The sequence below is a fragment of the Pseudomonas sp. HTZ2 genome (assembly GCF_033173945.1).
Taxonomy (GTDB): Bacteria; Pseudomonadota; Gammaproteobacteria; order Pseudomonadales; family Pseudomonadaceae; genus Aquipseudomonas; species Aquipseudomonas guariconensis.
Map to the genome: position 1 here is coordinate 1,415,545 of NZ_CP137332.1, position 18,501 is coordinate 1,434,045.

An 18,501-nucleotide genomic window follows, 5' to 3' on the forward strand; every position below is an offset into this window, starting at 1 on the left:
CAGCCCCGTGAAACCTCAGGCCGCCGCCGCGAACTTCTCGTAGTAGAAGTTCGCCGGCGTGATGCCTTGCTCGCGGATGTACTGGCTGACCGCCTCGACCATCGGTGGCGGCCCGCACAGGTACACGTCCACGTCGCCGTCATTGAGGTGGCGTGGGTCGATGTGCTGGGTCACGTAACCCTTTTGTGGGTACTGGCTGTCGGGGTTGGCCACGCAGGCGCTGAAGGTGAAGTTGGGAATCTGCGCGGCGAAGGCCTGCAGGCGGTCCAGCTCGACCAGGTCGAAGTCGTTGGTGACCCCGTAGATCAGATGCAGCGGGTGCTCGCTGCCCTGCTCGGCGATCTTCTCCAGCATCGCCGTGAACGGTGCCAGGCCGGTGCCACCGGCCAGCAGCAACAGAGGCCGCTGGATCGGGCGCAGGTAGAAGCTGCCCAGAGGGCCGGCCAGGGTCATCTGGTCGCCCGCCTTGGCTAGGCTCGTGAGGAAACTGCTCATCAGGCCACCCGGCACATTGCGGATCAGGAAACTGACCTCGCCGTCCTTTTGCAGCGAACTGAACGAGTAGGCGCGGGTCTGTTCGCTGCCCGGCACCTTGAGGTTGACGTACTGCCCCGGCAGGAACGCCAGACGGTTCAACGCCTCGCCCTTGATCGACAAGGCAATGGTGCTTTCGGACAACTGCCGCACATCGGCGATGGTGGCCTCGAAGCTGGCCTGCTCGGTCTTGCACAGCTGCGAGGACGCCGGAACGCGGATCACGCATTCGCTCAACGCACGCATCTGACAGGTCAGGACATAACCCTGGGCGATCTCGTCCTCGTTCAGGGCGTCTTCGATGAAGTTGTCGCCCAAGTCGTAGCGCCCGGCCTCGGCCTGGCACTTGCAGGTGCCACAGGCACCGTCGCGGCAGTCCAGCGGGATGTTGATGCCTTGGCGGTAGGCGGCATCGGCGACGGTTTCGTGGCCGTCGGCCTGGATGAAACGGGTGACCCCGTCTTCGAAATTCAGTGCGATCTGGAAGCTCATGGCGTACCTCCGGGGCGAGCCTGGCCGCGGCGCGCCTTGCGGCACCCCGAACGGCCCTCGCCGTGACCTGGAATCAGATGTGGTAGATGTCGATGACCTGACGGACGTAGTCGTTCTTCAGGACCACCTTCTTGGCCAGGATCAGCGGCTGCTCGCCGCGCAGATCGAGGGTGTAGAAGCTGGTGCCGAAATAGCTGTCGGTGGTCTTGTAGCGAAAGCTCAAGGTGTGCCAGTTGAAGCGCACCTGGCATTGGCCATCGCCCTGCTCGACGATCTCGATGTTGCTGATGTTGTGCGAGGTGCGGGTGTCGGGCACCGTGGCGCTGGAGCGCTCGGTCTTGATGCGGAACACCCGGTCCTCAAGACCGCCACGGTTGCCGTACCAGATTAGCGAGATTTCACTCTGCGGGTCTTCGGTGAGCGTGTCGTCATCGTCCCAGGAAGGCATCCAGAAAGTCGCATCGGCGGCGTACAGCTCCAGCCATTGGTCCCACTGGGCATCGTCCAGGTAGCGCGCTTCGCGGTAGAGAAAGTCGCGCACGGTCTCGTAAATGCTCATTGCACGGCCTCCACGGGGATCAATCGCTGTTCCTGCTCCAATGCCTTGAGCATGGTGTCCTGCCAATACTTGTGCTGCAGCACGAACAGGCCTTCATCCTCGGTGCGCACGCCCGAGAGCAACGGCTTGAGTTCGATTTCTTTGGCCGCCTCGTCGGCGCCCTCCACCCAATGAGTCGCGCCCCGGGACATGTCGTTCCAGCCGGTGCCCGCGCCGTAGCCGGTCTGGCAGGAGCGGAACTCTTCCAGATCGTCCGGGGTGGCCATGCCACTGACGTTGAAGAAGTCCTCGTACTGGCGGATGCGCTTGGCCCGCGCCTCGGCGCTTTCGCCCTTGGGCGCAATGCAGTAGATGGTGATCTCGGTCTTGTTCACCGAAATCGGCCGGGCGACACGAATCTGCGAGCTGAACTGATCCATCAGGTAAACGTTGGGGTACAGGCACAGGTTGCGCGAGTTCTCGATCATCCAGTCGGCGCGGGCCTGGCCGAAATCGGCGGCCAGCTGCTCGCGGCGCTCGTAGGCCGGACGGTCCTCAGGGTTGGCCCAGCGGGTCCACAGCAGCAGGTGGCCATGGTCGAAGGAGTAGAACCCCCCACCCTGCTTGGCCCAGGCGCCGGCGCTCATGGTCTTGATCTCTTCCCCGGCCTCGCGCTGCTTGCGCTGGTTCTGGGTGGCGGCGTAGTTCCAGTGCACGGAGCTGACGTGGTAGCCGTCGGCACCGTTTTCGGCGGTGAGCTTCCAGTTGCCTTCATAGATGTAGGAGCTCGAGCCGCGCAGCACTTCCAGGCCTTCGGGGGACTGGTCGACGATCATGTCGATGATCTTGGCCGACTCACCCAGGTGCTCACTCAACGGTTTGACGTCCGCGTTGAGGCTGCCGAACAGGAAGCCACGGTAGGACTCGAAACGGGCGACCTTGGTCAGGTCGTGGGAGCCGTCGCAGTTGAAACTGTCGGGATAGCCGGCGTTGGCCGGATCCTTGACCTTGAGCAGCTTGCCGCTGTTGTTGAAGGTCCAGCCGTGGAACGGGCAAGTGTAGCTTGAGCGGTTGCCGCGCTTGTGACGGCAGAGCATGGCGCCGCGGTGGCTGCAGGCATTGAGGAAGGCATTGAGCTCACCGTCCTTGTTGCGCGCGATGAAGATCGGCTGGCGCCCCATGGTCAGGGTGAGGAAGTCGTTCTTCTCGGGAATCTGGCTTTCGTGAGCCAGGTAGATCCAGTTGCCCTCGAAGATGTGTTTCATCTCCAGGTCGAACAGGCGCGGGTCGGTGAACATCTCCCGCTTGCAGCGGTAGACACCTTTTTCCCGATCGTCCTCGAGCATGGCATTGACGTAGTCGAATCCCAGGGACATGGCCAGGGTCTCCATTGTTATTGTTCAGGCCAGGTCAGGTTAGGGATTGGGCGGCGGGGGCAATATCCGGATCGTGCAGAGTGCTATCCAGTTTGTGCAGGCAGATCGGTGCGGAGGGTGCAGGGCTTGCGCAATCGCGGGCAAGCCCGCGAGCACAGGTCAGTTGCGGCGCTTGAGAGTCTCCGATGGCAGCTCGCCAAAGCGCTGCCGGTAGTGCTCGGAGAACCGACCGAGGTGCAGGAAGCCATAGTCCATCGCCAGTTCGGTGACATTGCGGACCGAACAGCTGGCGTCGCGCAGGCAGGCATGCACCTGCTCGAGCTTGCGCTGGCGGATGTACTGCTTGGGCGTGGTGCCCAGGTGCCGGTCGAACAACGCATACAACGAGCGCAGGCTCATGCAGGCCTGCTCGGCCAGGCCTTCGGCGGTGAGTTCGTGCTTGAGGTTGCGGTCGATGTGCTCGAGGATGCGCTCCAGGCTCGCACCCGCCGCGCCCAAGGGTTCGCGCTGGACATTGGTGCTCATCAGCGTCAGCAGCTTGCTGGCGACGATCTGGCTGTAATGGCCCTGTACCCTGGGCAGCGAATCGCTCACCTCGGCTTCATGGCACACCATCGACAGCAGGTTGACGAAGCCGTCGAGTTCTTCCAGCCGGTAGTGGTTGCGCAAGAAACGCACCCCGCCGCTGGGCCGCTGCCAGCGTTGCTCCTCGCAGATCGAATCGAGCAGATGGGTGGGCACCTTGAGGATGAACTTCTCGCAGTCCTCCGAGTAGGTCAGGTCCACCGGTTCGTCCGGGTTGATCAGCAGCAGTTCGCCCGGCACCAGGTAATGCTCGCGCTGGTGCCCTCGCCACAGGCAATTGCCGTTGAGCAGGATCTGCAGGTGATAAATGGTCTCCAGCGCCGGCGATGTGACCCTGACGCTGCCGCCGTAGCTGATGCGGCACAGGTCGAGCTCGGCCATCTTGCGGTGGCTGAGGCTCGATTGGGGATGGGTGGTGCGGGACAGGCCGATGCAGTGCTGGCCCACGTGCCGGTTGACGTAGTCGGACACGACATAAGGATCGGCGCGATGAAACACGCTGCTGCGCTCGCTCAACAGGCGGCTTTCCATAGGCAAGGCACTCGGCTTCGTTATTGTTCTGGTCGCCGCGTCCTACGGGCACTGGGGCCAGTGGTTGCGGTCATTCACGGTCAGTCTATCGAGCCGGTGGAGGGAACATGGAGGCAGGCGACCACCGGCGTGGTGCTCGCCACACACTAAGCAAAAAGCGGGACCTTGGGCAATGCGACTTAAGCAAACGACGTGCGGATAGCGAACGTCCCGCAAGCGAGACGTGTTCGTTTATCGCACAGCGCTACGCGGGTAAACCCGCCCCCGGAAGGTTGCCAGACCTTCTCGACTTCAGAGGCCGGCTACTGCACCGGCAGGAAGTTCAGCAACAGCAAGCTTTGCGCATAGTTCAGACCGATCCGCCGGTAGCGTTCGTCAAGCATCTGGGCCAACAGGTCCAACCGCGCGACGATCTTGCCGAACTCCACGGCAAAGCTCAGGTTGCTGCCCTCTTCGGAGATTTCATTGGAAAACAGCAACAATACGCCATTGGCGTCCTGGCGCTGGCTCAGCATCCAGGTGGCCTTCTCGATGTTGCGGGCGGCGTTGTTGACGAACAGCGGGTCGATGGTGTCGGTCATGTAGAACTCGGTGCGCCCGCCATGAGCGGTGATCAGCATGCTGCCGATGGCATAGATGAAGGCGCCGACCCGGTCGCCGCGAAATTCCGGGCTCAAGGCGTAGCTCAAGGCCGCCAGGTCGCGCCGATTGCCAAGCTGTGCCAAGGGTTGGCGCTGCTCGATGGCCAGGCGGATCTGGCGCTCGGCGGTAGCGGCGTCGAGGTAGCCCGATTGCTTCCACTGGTTGGGATTGCGCTGGTAGAGCTTGTTCATCAGCAAGTACAGGCTCTGCAGGTTGTCACGCATGGCAATCGTCGCCATGCGGTCGACACTGGTCTGGAACAGCTCGCTGGGCTTGCCGTCACCGAGCTGGGTGAGGACATCGCGCCCCTGCTCCTGGGTGCAGGCGCACAGGGCCGTCAGGGCGCCAGCCAGGAGCAGGCGGGATAAAAGTCTGGGCAGTGAAACAACCATCGGCACCGGGGTCTGGGATCAACGGCTGGGTCGGGCATCGGCTCAGCCTGGCCATCGATAGAGCGTGCAAATGGAGAAAAGTGCGGCGGGTAAGCGAAACGCTTGTAGTGCTGGGACGCTTCACAGGCCAAACAGCAGACTCAAAGACAGCGCTGCGCCGCGGCAGCACCTGTCTTGTGTTGCTTGCTATGGCCTGTTCGCGGGTAATCCCGCTCTACAGGGACTGCCGCGTTGTTGAAAGCGCCGCAGCACCCCGTGGAGGGTTCACCCGCGAAGCGATCACATGGCGTGACGCAGCATCTCGATAACCTGGGCATGCAACGCCGGATCGCCACAAGCCACCACGCAACCGCCATCCTGCGCCGAGGTGCCGTCCCAGGCAGTGATCACACCGCCTGCGCCCTCGATGATCGGCATCAGCGCCTGCACGTCATACGGCTGCAGGCTGGCTTCGACGATGACGTCGACATAGCCCGACGCCAGCATGCAGTAGGCGTAGCAGTCACCGCCATAACGCATCAGCCGCGCCTTGCCGGCAACCGCCTCGAAGGCCGCCTTGCGCGCGGGCGTGTCGAACATGTCCGGAGTGGTACACATCAAGGTCGCCGATGCCAGGTCGACGCAAGCGCGGGTCTTGAGCGGCGTGCCGCTGCGCCAGGCGCCCTCCGGGGTGCCGACGAAGCGCTCGCCGGTGAACGGCTGGTTCATCACCCCGACCACCGGACGTTCGCCGTCGTTCAGGGCGATCAGCGTGCCCCACAGCGGCAGGCCGGTGATGAATGCGCGAGTGCCGTCGATCGGGTCGAGCACCCAGGTCAATGGGCTGCTGCCCTTGGCCACACCTTGCTCTTCACCGAGGATGCCATGGGCCGGATAACGCGCCTGGATCAGCTCACGCATGGCCTCTTCGGCGGCCTTGTCGGCCACGGTGACCGGGTCGTACAGGCGTCCGCCTTTGTCCTCGACGTCCAGGCTTGCACGGAAATACGGCTTTATCGCCGCAGCGGCGGCATCGGCCAACTGCTCGGCGAAGGCGCGGAATTCGCCAATCTGTTCAACGCTCAGGGACATGGATCGGACCTCGATGTAGGAGAAAAGGCTCGCATCATACCCCAGTCGCCGGGCACCGGAGGCATCGACACAAGGCCTACCAGCCACCAAGGTCTAGACTGAGAAAGGAACTTGGGCGCCGCTTGGCGCGTAAACCGGCACGGGCGGTTTGGGGGCCGCCACACGTGGAGGTATGAGATGAGCCAGTTCAAGCGATTGTTCGTGATGCTCGGCCCGCAGATGCGCCACACACCCGCCCTACAGAGGGCCGCGGCGCTGGCCGAATCCAGCGGCGCACTGCTGGATATCAACGTGTTCGTTGACGATGTTGATACCTTTGGCTTGATGAGCGATACCCGCGAGCGTGAGCGGCTGCTCGAGCACAACCGCCAGTGGCTGGCCGACGAAGTCGAACAGCTGCGCAACGCCGGGCTGGATGTGTCCACCGAGCTGCTGCTGACTCGCGACCCGCTGGGCAGTGTGTTGGAACAAGTGGAGCGCCTGGGATGCGATCTTTTGATCAAGGACGTTCAGCACGAACCGGTGCTCAAGCGCCTGCTGGTGACGCCGTTGGACTGGCAACTGCTCAAGGACAGCCCTGTCGCCGTGCACCTGGTCAGCGACATCCGTCTGCCCCTGCCCCGGCAGATCGCCGCCGCGGTCGATCTGAACTGCCATGGCGCAGGCGAGCATCTGGATGAACAGGTCATCCGCTGCGCCCATGCCCTGGCCCTGCAGTGCAACGCCGAACTGCACCTGCTGCATGTGTGCGACGCGGCCAAGACCCACATCGCCGACTTCGGCGCCGGCACGGTGACCATGCCAGGCTTTGACGGTAGCGTGCGCACGGCCCAACGCGCCGCTTTCAACCGTCTGGGCGATCACCACCAGATCGATCTTGAGCGTCGACACTTTCTGGAGGGGCCGGCCACGCGCGCGATTGCCCAGTTCGTCAGCCATAGCCGAATCGACGTGATCGTCATGGGCAGCCATCGTCACGATGCGATGCAGACCTTCCTCGGCGGCACCACCGCCCATGTGGTGGAGCATCCGTTGTGCAATGTGCTGGCGATCAAGGCGGTGCGCTGACATGCAGAGACGTCGCAGGCGTGCAGAAGCCGTTGTCTCGCGAGCCTGCGCTGGCCAATTCGCGGGTAAACCCACCCCCACAGGATTGGCGGTGATCCCTGCAGGAGCGGGTTTACCCGCGAACACCGGCGCAGCCGGTGCCAGGCAAAGCCTAGCGCTCCGACAGCCGCACTCTCACTCAACGGGTATCAGAAGCCCTTGCTGTAGTACAGCGAGTAGGACTCGATGCCGTCGTTCGGCTGCTTGAGACCGGCGTTGGAATAGTGCATTGCGCGTACACCGATCTTCTGTTCGGCCGGCAACTTCAGGCCAAAGCCGATGCGGTCTTCGAAGTTGACCGAAGAGCCCAGGCGCTGATCGCCCACATCGGTCTTGGAAAATGCCGCAAGACCTATACCGGCTTCGATGAAGGGGGTGTAGGTAAAGCCGCTGAACTCATAGACGAACACCGGGCTGAACGACAGCGAGTGTGCGCCGCTGGCCTCGCCGCCTTCCCAATAGGTGTAGGCCGCATCCCAGTAACCGGTCAGGTGGCCAGTGTTGCTTTCGAACCACTTCTTGTCCCAGTCGAAGGAAAGGCCGATACGGTAGGTCATATCGCCTTGGCCGGTGGCGCCAACGGCACCAGACACTTGTGCGGCCTGGGCCATGTTGGCGCCGGCGAAAGCCAGGACGGCGGCAGCCAGCGAAGCGGCGAGACGGGTTTTCATCTATGAATCTCCTGATGGTCTTCACGGACAAGCCAGCGCAATGCCTGCCAGCTTGATTCCAGATTGGGGGCTTATGCCCCTCCTTCTTAGTGCCCTGAACCGGGTGCATCCAACCAAGTTACAAGACGCAATACTTTTTGGATTATCGGCCAACCCAACAAAAAGTTGAAAGGCTATTTACCGCTTGTTGATAAAACACTCTGTTGCATATTTGTAAACAATTGAGCATGCCGCACGGAATCTAATATCCCAGCGTCTGAAGATCGCTCAGAAATACTTTAAACATGCTGACGATTTTCCCTCTCGCTAATGCTGTCGCCCCCCGCTCAGTCATACACCGACTCCTCGTGTTCCCCCAATAAGCGCCGCTGCCTGGGCGTCGCTTCTTCCAGCACTTCAGGGTTGAAGTGCCAGGCCAAGTAGGGAGAGAACTTCTGCGCAACCATGCGCCGGCCGTAGTGCACTTGCAGCATGTCGCGCATTGCGGCGCTATGGTTGGCACCCCCGCCATGCCACAGGTCACTGCGAAACACCAACGCGTCGCCGGCGTGACACAGTACATCCCTGGCACCTTGCCCCTGCCAGCTGTCCTCGCCCTCCTGGGGCGAGCGACCGGCGAAATGGCTGCCCGGTACGACCCGGGTCGGGCCAACGGACTCATCGATATCGCACAAGTACAACTGGGCGGTGAGAATCTGGACTGGCTGGCTGTAGTCCCTCCGAGCGCGGATCCAGTCCGGCAACTCGATGGGCAGGTAATCCAGGTGCAGCTCCATGCCGGGGTAACCGGGATGACTGCGCCAGGCGGTCTGGCCAATCACATGACAATCCTGTCCCAGGACGGCCTCGGCCAGATCGATCAAGGGCGGAAGATCCAGAAACGACAACCACAGCGGATTGCGGTTGAACACACATTTGTAGTGTTCCAACAGGCCTTGGTAGTCCCAGTGAAGTGGCTGCAGGTCGTCGATGGCACAGCGCAGCAAGGCAATGCGCAATGGCTCCAGGACGCCCGGAATCAGCACGTAGCCGTATTCATCCAGCGATTTCAACTGAGTTTCCAGGTTCATGGCCATGCTCCGGCAGGCGCTCTGCTGAAATATCAGAAGGACGCGGAATCAAGATCGTTCAAAAAAATATAGGCCCGATCGGTACCTCCTGCAGGAAGCCACGATCAGGCCTGTGGTCTGGATCCGACAGGAGTACAGATGTACTCCTTGATATTCAGGGACGTTTTACCGCCAGTGCAAACTCACATTGGCGGGGGATTTGCCGCTCACGCTCACCTGCTGCTGCACGGTTTGGCCGTCGGCATTGCCGGTGACCCGGTATTGCCCTGGCGGCAGTTGCACGAACAACAGCGGGCCGACGTCCTGCAACGCCAGGACCTGCTGGCCTTGGGCGTTCTGTATATCCACCGTTGCGCCGCTCTGGAACTTGCCCTCCGGGCCCACAGACAAGGTGACATGCAGGTCATAGCCAGGGGTGCGACGCAAGGCATTGGCTTCATCCTGGCCGATCCCGCCTTGCAGGTAGCGCACGCCGTTTTGCTCTTGCGGTTGCAGTTGCACCGCTTGCGGATCGATTGGCGCATTCAGGTCGGCAGCGGCCGCAAGGGTCCAAGGCAAGGCCATGGCCACCAGCAAGGCGGCGCATAGCCCGTAATGATGTTTGCGCATGGTGCATTCCTCCCTGCGAGGGATGGTCTACACAATGTTCGACGCCATAGGGCCAGGGGTGTTCGAGCAGAGGACAGCCGTCGGTCAGGCCGCGCGCCGCTCCTCCAGCAGCTTGACGAACATGCTCAGGCTGCGCGAGACCGTTCCTCGGCGCCACACCAGCCAAGTCTTGAGGTAGCGAAAATCCTCGGACAACGGCCAGACGCTCACCGTGCTGCATCCCGGCATGCTGTCGAGCATGCTGCGCGGCATCAGGGCCAGGCCGGCCCCGGCGCTGACGCAGGCCAGCATGCCATGGTAGGACTCCATCTCATGGATCTTGCCCGGCACCGCCTGGTCCTGGACGAACCAGTTCTCGAAGTGATGCCGATAGGAGCAGTTGGCCCGGAAGGCATAGATGCTCTCGCCGTTCACATCCCGGGCCCGGCCCACCGGGGCATGGTTGAGCGGCGCGATGATGACCATTTCCTCCTCGAACACCGGCATGCCTTCCAAGGTCGGGTGCAGCACCGGGCCGTCGACGAACGCCGCCACCAGGCGCCCGGACAGCACACCTTCGAGCATGGTGCCCGACGGCCCGGTGGACAGGTCCAGGTCGACCTTGGGAAAGCGTTGGTTATAGGCCGCCAGCAGCCCTGGAATGCGCACCGCCGCGGTGCTCTCCAGCGACCCGAGGGCAAAAGTGCCCTGGGGGTCCTCGCCAGCTACGGTCAGGCGCGCCTCATGTACCAGGTCGAGGATGCGCCGCGTGTATTCGAGAAAGTTCCAGCCCGCCGGCGACAGCCGCAACCGGCTTTTCTCACGGATGAACAGCTCCACGCCCAGGTCCTCCTCCAGCTGCTTGATGCGCGTGGTCAGGTTCGAGGGGACGCGATGGATCTGCTGCGCCGCAGCGCTGATGCTGCCGTGCTCGGCCACGGCCTTGAAGATTTCCAGTTGCACCAGGTCCACGGTCTTTCTCCATTCGTGAATGTTTCGCTCATTATTATTCAGTTTTCATTAAAACCACACACCACTAGTCTGGGCGCCAGTCGGATACAACAACGAGGAGCCCGCCATGAGCGAGATCAGCAGCCTGACCCATGCCATTTCCGTCGACCCGCACAGCGGTGAACGGATCGGCCATTACCCCTTCGACACCGACGCCGCACTGGAAGCGGCGCTGCAACGCGCCAAGAAAGGCTTTGGCCAGTGGCGCCAGGTGTCGCTGGGTCAGCGCAGCGAGTACCTGCTCGCCTTGGCAGATGCCCTGCAAGCCAATCATGAAGCCTTCGCTCACATGATCACCCGCGAGATCGGTAAGCCGATCACCCAAGCCCGCGGCGAAGTCACCAAGTGCATCGGCCTGTGCCAGTGGTACGCTGAACACGGTCCGGCCATGCTCGCGCCAGAACCCACCCAGATCGAAAAAGCCCGCATCGAATACCGTCCGATGGGCCCGATTCTGGCGGTGATGCCGTGGAACTTCCCGATCTGGCAGGTCCTGCGCGGCGCGGTGCCTGCGTTGCTGGCCGGCAATACCTATGTCCTCAAGCACGCGCCGAACGTGATGGGCAGTGCCTACCTGCTGCTCGACGCCTTCAAGCAGGCCGGGCTACCCGAGGGCGTGTTCGAAGTGGTCAACGTGACCCCAGAAGGCGTCACCCGAGCCATCAATGACCCGCGCATCGCCGCCGTCACCCTCACCGGCAGCGTACGTGCCGGTATGGCCATCGGTGCCCAGGCAGGTGCGGCGCTGAAAAAATGCGTGCTGGAACTGGGCGGATCGGACCCGTTCATCGTCCTGGCCGACGCCGACCTGGATGCGGCGGTCAAGGCGGCCGTGATCGGCCGTTACCAGAACACAGGGCAGGTCTGCGCTGCCGCCAAGCGTATGATCGTCGAACAAGGCGTCGTCGAGGCATTCACCCGCAAGTTCGTCGAGGCCACCCGGCAGCTGAAGATCGGCAACCCACAGGACGACGACACCTACATCGGCCCCATGGCCCGCTTCGACTTGCGCGACGAACTCGACGGCCAAGTCCAGGCGACCCTGGCCGAAGGCGCCACTTTGCTGCTCGGCGGCAACAAGATCGTAGGCGTGGGCAACTACTATGCACCCACTGTGTTCGGCGACGTTACCCCCGAGATGACCGCCTTCAAGCAGGAGCTGTTCGGCCCTGTCGCGGCGATCATCACCGCCAAGGATGCCGAGCATGCGGTAGAACTGGCCAACGACAGCGAGTTCGGCCTGGCCTCGACCATCTACACCGCCGACCTCGCCTTGGCCGAGCGCATGACGGCCGCCCTGGACACCGGCGGCGTGTTCATCAACGGCTACTGCGCCTCCGACCCCCGTGTAGCCTTTGGCGGTGTGAAGAAGAGCGGTTTCGGCCGCGAACTGTCGCACTTCGGCGTGCGCGAGTTCTGCAACGTGCAGACGGTGTGGCTGGATCGCAACTGATCCTCTGCCGTTCCCTTGGGTTGCGCCGGTTCAGCCCCGGCGCAACCAGTCGATGAAGCGGGCGAACAGCTCCGATTGGGAGTTGATCTCGAGTTTGAGGTAAAGGTTCTTGCGGTGCATGCGGACCGTTTCCGGCGAGATGCCCAACTCGATGGCCGTGGATTTCACCGAGTGCCCACGCAGGATCATGTGCGCCACCTCGCGCTCCCGGTCGGTGAGAACCTGGCAGCCAAAGCTGTCGAACGCTGCCTGCAAACCGCCCGGCTCGGCGGCATGCGGGGCTTCCAGCAGATGCGCGCGGGCATAGCGCCCCAGCAGCTCACGCACCATCGGCTCCACCGCCCGCAGCACGTCCAGCTGCGCATCGCTCAGGCGTGTGCCGCTGCAGCCTTGGAACAGGCTCAGCGAGACTTTGCGGTCCTCGGCGATATCGGCGATGAAGTAACTGTCTTCGCTGCAGCCGGTACCTAGGTAGTAGGCCTTGTAGTAGTCGCTGTCGAAGAAGTTGTCCGGCGCGATGTCTTCCAGGTGATAGAAGCCTTCAGCCAGCCCATTCTCCACCGCCAGGCAGAACGGGTCGAGCAGGTAGCCTGCGGCAAAATAGCGATTGAGCACCGCATCGCGATGGCATTCGGGAATACCCTGCTGGTACAGCAACCGCGGCGCCCGCCCCCGGCATTCCAGACTGATCATCATCGACTCCACGCAAACCAGTTGGCCGATGGCGGCGGCCAGGTGGGCCAGGGCATCGGGCGTGTCGCTGTGGGCGAAAGCGTGCTGCAAGGCTGCATGCCACTGCTGCAGGGCGCCGAAGGTCAGGGTGATGGGCGTGTCGGGGGTAGGCTGGGTCATGCCCGGCAGTCTAGCCTGCCGGACATGCTCGCGCACAGCCTGTCTCAGGTGGGTCATTGGCCGTGATACAGCCCTTCGCTGCGCAGCTCCTGGGCGGTGTCGAGTATGCATTGGCGCAGGATCTCGACGATCTCGTCGACCTGGGCATGGGTGATCACCAGCGGTGGCGACATCACGTTCAGGTGCATGATCGGCCGCACCAGCAGCCCCTTGGCCTGGGCTTTGCGGTGGATGCGCTCGCCGATGTTCACCGCGTCGTCGAACAGCGCCTTGCTGGCTTTGTCGGCCACGAACTCGACACAGGCCATCAGTTTCAGGCAGCGTACATCCCCCACCAACGGCAGGTCGCGCAGGCTAGCCAAGCGCTGCTCCAGGTAGCCACCCACGTCATTGACGTGGTCCAGCAGACGCTCGCGCTCGATGATCTCGATGTTCTTCAACGCTGCGGTACAGCACACCGGGTGGCCGCTGTAGGTGAAGCCGTGGGTGAAGCAGCGGCCTTTGCCTGGCTCGGCGATCACCTGCCAGATCCGCTCGGAGAAGATGCATGCCCCCAGCGGCAGGTAGGCCGAGGTCAGGCCCTTGGCGGTGGTGATGATGTCCGGTTGCACGCCGAACAGCTCCTCGCTGGCGAAGAAGGTGCCCAGGCGCCCGAAGGAGGTCACCACTTCGTCGGCGACGAACAGGATGTCGTAGGTCTGGCACAGTTGCCACATGCGCAGGAAGTAGCCTTCGGGCGGGATGATCACCCCGCCTGAGCCCATGATCGGCTCGGCGAAAAAGGCCGCGACGTTGTCCGGGCCCAGCGAGAGGATCTTGTCCTCGAACTCGGCCACCAGGAAGTCGAGAAACTCGGCCTGGTCCATGTCATCCGGGGCGCGGTAAGGGTTGGGGTTGGAGACATGGTGAATCAGCGGGTGTGCGTAATCGAACTCTGGCACCCGGTCGGCGGCCTTGTTGCCGATCGACATGGTCAGGGTGGTGGAGCCGTGGTAGGCGTTGTAGCGGGCGATGATGTGCTTCTTGTTCGGCTTGCCACGGCAGTTCTGGTAGTACTGGATCAGCCGGTAGGCGGTGTCCACCGCGGTCGAGCCGCCGGTGGTGAGAAACACATGGTTCAGGTCGCCGGGCGCCAGCTGGGCAAGCTTCTGGCTCAGCGCGATGGCCACATCGTTGGCCATGTCGGAGAACGGGTTGGAATAGGCCAGCTTGCGCACCTGGTCGGCGATGGCCAGGGCCATTTCCTCACGGCCCAGGCCGATGTTGGTGCACCACATGCCGCCCACGGCATCGAGGAAGCGGTTGCCCTCGGTGTCGCGGATATAGGCGCCCTCCCCGGCCACGATGTTCAACGCGCCTTGCTCACGGTGCTCGTCGAACATGTGATAGCCGTGCATGTAGTGGGCCTTGTCGGCCTCAACCAATGCGTCCTGGGCAGGTCTCGAAGCGAATGCTTTGCTGGGCATGGCCATAGGGCAGCTCCTTGGCAGAATACGAAGAAAAAGAACTCAGTAGCCGGTCTTGACCGTGCTCCACACCCGGGTGATGGCCCGCATGTCCCGAGGAGCTTGGGTCTTCTGGGCAAACAGCCGGCCACGGGTGGCGTCGTCGGGGTAGATGGCCGGGTTGTCGCGGATGTCCGCCTGCACCAAGGCCGTGGCGGCGCCATTGCTGTTGGCGTAGTGAATGTAATTGGTCACCTTGGCCATGGTCTGCGGCTGCAGCAGGAACTCGATGAAACGGTGCGCATTGGCCACGTGGGGCGCGTCCTTGGGCAGGTAGAGGTTGTCGAACCAGATCAGCGAGCCTTCCTTGGGAATGAAGAAATCCAAGGTGATGTTCTTTTTCGCCTCTTCGGCACGGGCCTGAGCGGTGGCGTAATCACCGGACCAGGTCAGGGCCATGCAGACATCCCCGTTGGGCAAACTGGTGAGGTAGTTCACCGAATCGAACTTCTTGATGTAGGGGCGGATGCCCATCAGCAGCTTCTCGGCGGCCTTCAGGTCAGCGGGTGCGGCGCTGTGCGGGTCCTTGCCCAGGTATTGCAGGGCCAGCGGTATGACTTCGCTGGGCGCGTCCATCAAGGTGACACCGCAATCGGCGAAGCGCGAGACGATCTTGGGATCGAACAGCATGGCCAGCGAGCCGATCGGCGCGTCGGGCATGCGTGCCTTGATCTTCTCGACGTTATAGGTCACCCCGGAGCTGCCCCAGGTGTAAGGCGCCGAGTACTTCAAGCCTGGGTCGTAGCCTTGCAGCTCATCGACCACCTTGGCGTCGAGGTTGTGCCAACTGGGCAATTGACGCTTGTCCAGAGGCTGGAACACCCCCGCCTGGATCAAGGGCGGCACCAGGGAGGCATTGAGCATGACCAGATCGTAGCCAGAGCGGCCGGTGAGCAACTTGGTCTGCACGGTCTCATAGCCATCGAAAGTGTCGTAGATCACTTTGATGCCTGTGGCCTTCTCGAAATCGGCCAGGGTGGTTTCGCCGATATAGTCGGTCCAGTTGTACAACCGCAGCGTCTTGCTGGTGTCCTCTTGCGCCGCTTGCGTGGCGGTAGCGGCGCACGTCAGCAACAGACTGCCAATCACCTTAAGTGCCTTGCCCATAGCAACTCCATCGTGTGACTGCTCGGGATGAGCCGGTGGACCTACTATCGGGACAATCGGCGAAGGGGAACATACCCCGAATGTGTGGGTCACCTGGATTCTGGGGGCGCTGCGCGGCCCATCGCAGGCGTGGCACCGGTATTTTCATTCCCACCGCGAGTCGCGTAGAGTTTTTCCAAGCGACCAAGGGCTGCATCACTCATGGACAAATACACGCCGCGCCAGTGGCTCCCCCACGAAAAGCCCAGCCTGCCAGGTTCACCCTCCACCCCCCTGCACGCACCCGGCAAACGCCTGGCCTATGGCGCGGTCGGTCTTTTGGTGGCGATCACCGGTGGCCTGGGCAATGCCCTGGTCACGGCCAATCTGTCCTTCCTACAAGGTGCCCTGGGCGCGACCAGCGCCGAGATGGCCTGGCTGCCCGCCGCGTTCGTGATGACCAACGTCTCGATGAACCTGCTGCTGGTGAAGTTTCGTCAGCAGTTCGGCCTGCGTGCCTTCACCGAAGTGTTCCTGGTGCTCTACGCCCTGGTCACCTTCGCCCATTTGTTCGTCAACGACCTGAACTCGGCGATCGCGGTGCGCGCCGCCCATGGCATGGTCGGTGCGGCCCTGAGCTCGTTGGGTCTTTACTACATGATCCAGGCCTTCCCCGCCCAATGGCGACTCAAGGCCATGGTGTTGGGCCTTGGCGCCTCGCAACTGGCGGTGCCCCTGGCCCGGGTGTTTTCCGAAGACCTGTTGCAAATCGCCGAGTGGCGGGGCCTCTACATGTTCGAACTCGGCCTGGCGCTGGCCGCGCTGGGTTGCGTGCTGCAGCTCAAATTGCCACCGGGCGATCGCTTCAAGACCTTCGAACCTTTGGATTTTCTGACCTTCTCGCTGATGGCCAGCGGCACCGCCCTGCTCTGCGCCGTGCTTTCGCTCGGGCGCATCGACTGGTGGCTTGAGGCGCCCTGGATCGGCGTGGCCCTGGCGTCTTCCATCGCCCTGGTGTGCTCGGGCCTTGCCATCGAGCACAACCGCACCAACCCGTTGTTGATGACGCGCTGGCTGGGCAGTGGCGCGGTGGTGCGACTGGCCTTGTGCGTGGTGCTGATCCGCATGGTTACGTCCGAGCAATCCACCGGCGCGGTGGGCTTTCTGCAGGCCCTGAACATGAGCAGCGAGCAGATGCGCAGCCTGTACTGGATCATGCTGCTGGGCGCAGCCACGGGCCTTGCCACCAGCGCCCTGACCATCAACCCAGCGCACCTGGTCACACCGCTGTTCATCTCGCTGGCGGCGATGGCCACCGGGGCCTTCATGGATTCGAGTTCCAGCAACCTGACCCGGCCCGAGCAGATGTACCTGAGCCAGTTCCTGCTGGCCTTCGGCAGCACGTTCTTCCTCGGCCCATCCATGGCCCTGGGCATCAGTCACGTACGGGCCAACCCGCGCAACCTGGTGAGCTTCTCGGTGATGTTCGGGATCTGCAACAACCTCGGCGGGCTAATCGGTGCAGCGTTGCTCGGCACCTTCCAGACCGCGCGGGAGAAGTTCCACTCCAGCAACCTGGTCGAGCGCCTGAGTGCGCTCGAACCGCTGGTCAATGCCAGGGTCCAGGGCGGCGGTGCCGGTTACGCCGGCCTGATTGCCGACCCCGCCTTGCGCACCGAAGTCGGCACGCGTCTGTTGGCCAGTGCGGCGACCCGCGAGGCCAATATCCTGGCCTACAACGATGTGTTCATGCTCATCGGCGCCATTGCCGTGGCGACGATGATCTGGATTCTGATTCGCAGCTACTGGCTGCGCCGCGCGGCGCAGCCGATAGCCTCCCCCGACACCTCCAGTGGCGCTTCGACCTGATGACCCAACCCACCCAGTCCACGACCACCACCGCCATCGCCGAAACCCCGGAGGGCACCGCCCCGCCCAGCGGGCCGGGCGATCAGACCCGCACGCGCCGTGTGCGCCTGCTTTCCTCACTCAGCTTCGCCTGCGTGGCGCTGGCCGGCATCCTACTGGTGCTCTATGCCTGGCGCTTGCCGCCGTTCAGCAGCGCCATCGAAAGCACCGAGAACGCCCTGGTCCGTGGCCAGGTGACGATCATCGGCCCACAACTGCCCGGCTATATCGTCGAGGTGCCGGTGCACGACTTCCAGTTCGTCAAACGCGGCGATTTGCTGGTGCGCCTGGATGATCGCATCTACACCCAGCGTCTGGCTCAAGCCATCGCTCAACTGCAACAGCAACAGGCGGCGCTGGCCAACAACCTGCAACAGCGCAAGAGCGCAGAGGCGGCCATCATCCAGCGCGAGGCCGCCATCCTCGATGCCACCGCCCAGGCCGACAAGGCCCAGGCGGACCTGCGCCGCAACCAGGCACTGGTCAGCGATGGCTCGGTGTCTCGCCGGGAACTGGACCTGAGCCGTGCCACCCACGCTGGCGCAGTCGCCAACCTGGAACAGGCCAAGGCGGCACTGGAAATCGCCCGGCAGGATAAAGAAACCGTGGTCGTCAACCGCGCAGCCCTGGAAGCGGCCGTGGCAAACGCCAAGGCCTCGGTGGAGCTGGCCCGCATCGACCTGGACAACACCCGCGTGACCGCGCCGCGCGACGGTCAGCTGGGGCAGATCGGTACGCGCCTGGGCGCCTATGTCAACTCAGGGGCACAGTTGATGGCGCTGGTGCCCGACACGCTGTGGGTCATCGCCAACATGAAGGAAACCCAGATGGCCCACGTGCGCATCGGTCAACCGGCCACCTTCACCGTCGATGCGCTCGACCACCTCGAGCTGCGGGGGCAAGTGCAACAGATCTCGCCGGCCACAGGCTCCGAGTTCGCCCTGTTGCAGGCCGACAACGCCACCGGCAACTTCGTGAAGATTGCCCAGCGCATTCCAGTGCGCATCACCGTCGATCCCGACCAGCCGGATGCCAAGCGGCTGCGGCCAGGGATGTCAGTGGTGGTGAGCATCGATACCCGCCAGTGAT

The 18,501-nt window shown here is 63.0% G+C and carries 17 protein-coding genes; 4 read left to right on the plus strand and 13 right to left on the minus strand.

Annotated elements, in window-relative coordinates; all coding sequences use genetic code 11:
* Positions 1 to 15: 15 nt before the first annotated feature.
* The 6 genes from benC to hisN form a co-directional block, all read right to left on the minus strand.
* Positions 16 to 1,026 carry a benzoate 1,2-dioxygenase electron transfer component BenC gene (benC, locus tag R6G97_RS06730; protein WP_043210792.1) on the minus strand — a complete coding sequence of 337 codons (1,011 nt, stop codon included), beginning with the start codon at positions 1,024 to 1,026 and terminating at the stop codon, positions 16 to 18.
* 73 nt (positions 1,027 to 1,099) lie between these two features.
* The gene (gene benB, locus R6G97_RS06735) at positions 1,100 to 1,585 is read right to left on the minus strand and encodes a benzoate 1,2-dioxygenase small subunit (RefSeq protein WP_043210788.1); all 486 of its coding nucleotides are present in this window, start codon (positions 1,583 to 1,585) and stop codon (positions 1,100 to 1,102) included.
* Positions 1,582 to 2,940, minus strand: a complete 1,359-nt coding sequence (benA, locus tag R6G97_RS06740; RefSeq protein WP_043210865.1) for a benzoate 1,2-dioxygenase large subunit — start codon at positions 2,938 to 2,940, stop codon at positions 1,582 to 1,584. Before benA ends, benB begins: the two co-directional genes overlap by 4 nt.
* Before the next feature lie 159 nt (positions 2,941 to 3,099).
* Complete coding sequence (locus tag R6G97_RS06745; RefSeq protein WP_043210786.1) at positions 3,100 to 4,056, minus strand: helix-turn-helix transcriptional regulator; 957 nt, start codon at positions 4,054 to 4,056, stop codon at positions 3,100 to 3,102.
* 302 nt (positions 4,057 to 4,358) lie between these two features.
* Positions 4,359 to 5,090, minus strand: a complete 732-nt coding sequence (locus R6G97_RS06750; RefSeq protein ID WP_043210784.1) for a hypothetical protein — start codon at positions 5,088 to 5,090, stop codon at positions 4,359 to 4,361.
* A gap of 279 nt (positions 5,091 to 5,369) precedes the next feature.
* Positions 5,370 to 6,161 carry a histidinol-phosphatase gene (hisN, locus tag R6G97_RS06755; protein ID WP_102081686.1) on the minus strand — a complete coding sequence of 264 codons (792 nt, stop codon included), beginning with the start codon at positions 6,159 to 6,161 and terminating at the stop codon, positions 5,370 to 5,372.
* A 177-nt stretch (positions 6,162 to 6,338) separates the two neighbouring features.
* Here hisN and R6G97_RS06760 point away from each other — a divergent pair, with 177 nt between their 5' ends.
* The gene (locus R6G97_RS06760; RefSeq protein WP_043210780.1) at positions 6,339 to 7,229 is read left to right on the plus strand and encodes a universal stress protein; all 891 of its coding nucleotides are present in this window, start codon (positions 6,339 to 6,341) and stop codon (positions 7,227 to 7,229) included.
* A gap of 188 nt (positions 7,230 to 7,417) precedes the next feature.
* Here the strand turns inward: R6G97_RS06760 and R6G97_RS06765 are convergent, their stop codons facing one another.
* From R6G97_RS06765 to ptrR, 4 genes are all read right to left on the minus strand, one after another.
* Positions 7,418 to 7,879, minus strand: coding sequence for an acyloxyacyl hydrolase (locus R6G97_RS06765; protein ID WP_371906675.1), 462 nt, complete (start codon positions 7,877 to 7,879; stop codon positions 7,418 to 7,420).
* A 386-nt stretch (positions 7,880 to 8,265) separates the two neighbouring features.
* A complete protein-coding gene (locus tag R6G97_RS06770) occupies positions 8,266 to 9,009 on the minus strand; it encodes a phytanoyl-CoA dioxygenase family protein (RefSeq protein WP_182940836.1) in 744 nt (247 codons plus the stop codon).
* Positions 9,010 to 9,174: 165 nt separating this feature from the next.
* Positions 9,175 to 9,618, minus strand: coding sequence for a hypothetical protein (locus R6G97_RS06775; RefSeq protein WP_043210775.1), 444 nt, complete (start codon positions 9,616 to 9,618; stop codon positions 9,175 to 9,177).
* A gap of 84 nt (positions 9,619 to 9,702) precedes the next feature.
* The gene (gene ptrR, locus R6G97_RS06780; RefSeq protein ID WP_043210773.1) at positions 9,703 to 10,569 is read right to left on the minus strand and encodes a putrescine utilization regulator PtrR; all 867 of its coding nucleotides are present in this window, start codon (positions 10,567 to 10,569) and stop codon (positions 9,703 to 9,705) included.
* A gap of 106 nt (positions 10,570 to 10,675) precedes the next feature.
* Between ptrR and R6G97_RS06785 the strand changes: the two genes are divergently transcribed.
* On the plus strand, positions 10,676 to 12,061 hold the full coding sequence (locus tag R6G97_RS06785) for an aldehyde dehydrogenase family protein (protein WP_317847926.1): 1,386 nt from the start codon (positions 10,676 to 10,678) through the stop codon (positions 12,059 to 12,061).
* A gap of 30 nt (positions 12,062 to 12,091) precedes the next feature.
* On the opposite strand, the gene R6G97_RS06790 is transcribed toward R6G97_RS06785, so the two are convergent.
* The 3 genes from R6G97_RS06790 to R6G97_RS06800 are packed head-to-tail and all read right to left on the minus strand — an operon-like array spanning position 12,092 to position 15,525.
* Positions 12,092 to 12,913, minus strand: coding sequence for a helix-turn-helix transcriptional regulator (locus tag R6G97_RS06790; RefSeq protein WP_102081689.1), 822 nt, complete (start codon positions 12,911 to 12,913; stop codon positions 12,092 to 12,094).
* 53 nt (positions 12,914 to 12,966) lie between these two features.
* The gene (locus R6G97_RS06795; RefSeq protein ID WP_102081690.1) at positions 12,967 to 14,385 is read right to left on the minus strand and encodes an aminotransferase; all 1,419 of its coding nucleotides are present in this window, start codon (positions 14,383 to 14,385) and stop codon (positions 12,967 to 12,969) included.
* A gap of 36 nt (positions 14,386 to 14,421) precedes the next feature.
* Positions 14,422 to 15,525 (minus strand): polyamine ABC transporter substrate-binding protein, encoded by a 1,104-nt coding sequence (locus tag R6G97_RS06800; RefSeq protein ID WP_182819017.1) that lies wholly within the window; start codon positions 15,523 to 15,525, stop codon positions 14,422 to 14,424.
* 201 nt (positions 15,526 to 15,726) lie between these two features.
* Here R6G97_RS06800 and R6G97_RS06805 point away from each other — a divergent pair, with 201 nt between their 5' ends.
* The gene (locus tag R6G97_RS06805; protein WP_070573788.1) at positions 15,727 to 17,373 is read left to right on the plus strand and encodes an MFS transporter; all 1,647 of its coding nucleotides are present in this window, start codon (positions 15,727 to 15,729) and stop codon (positions 17,371 to 17,373) included.
* Entirely contained in the window at positions 17,373 to 18,500 is a 1,128-nt protein-coding gene (locus R6G97_RS06810) for an HlyD family secretion protein (protein WP_043210758.1), read from the plus strand. The genes R6G97_RS06805 and R6G97_RS06810 overlap by 1 nt, the downstream gene beginning before the upstream one ends.
* Position 18,501: the final 1 nt, after the last annotated feature.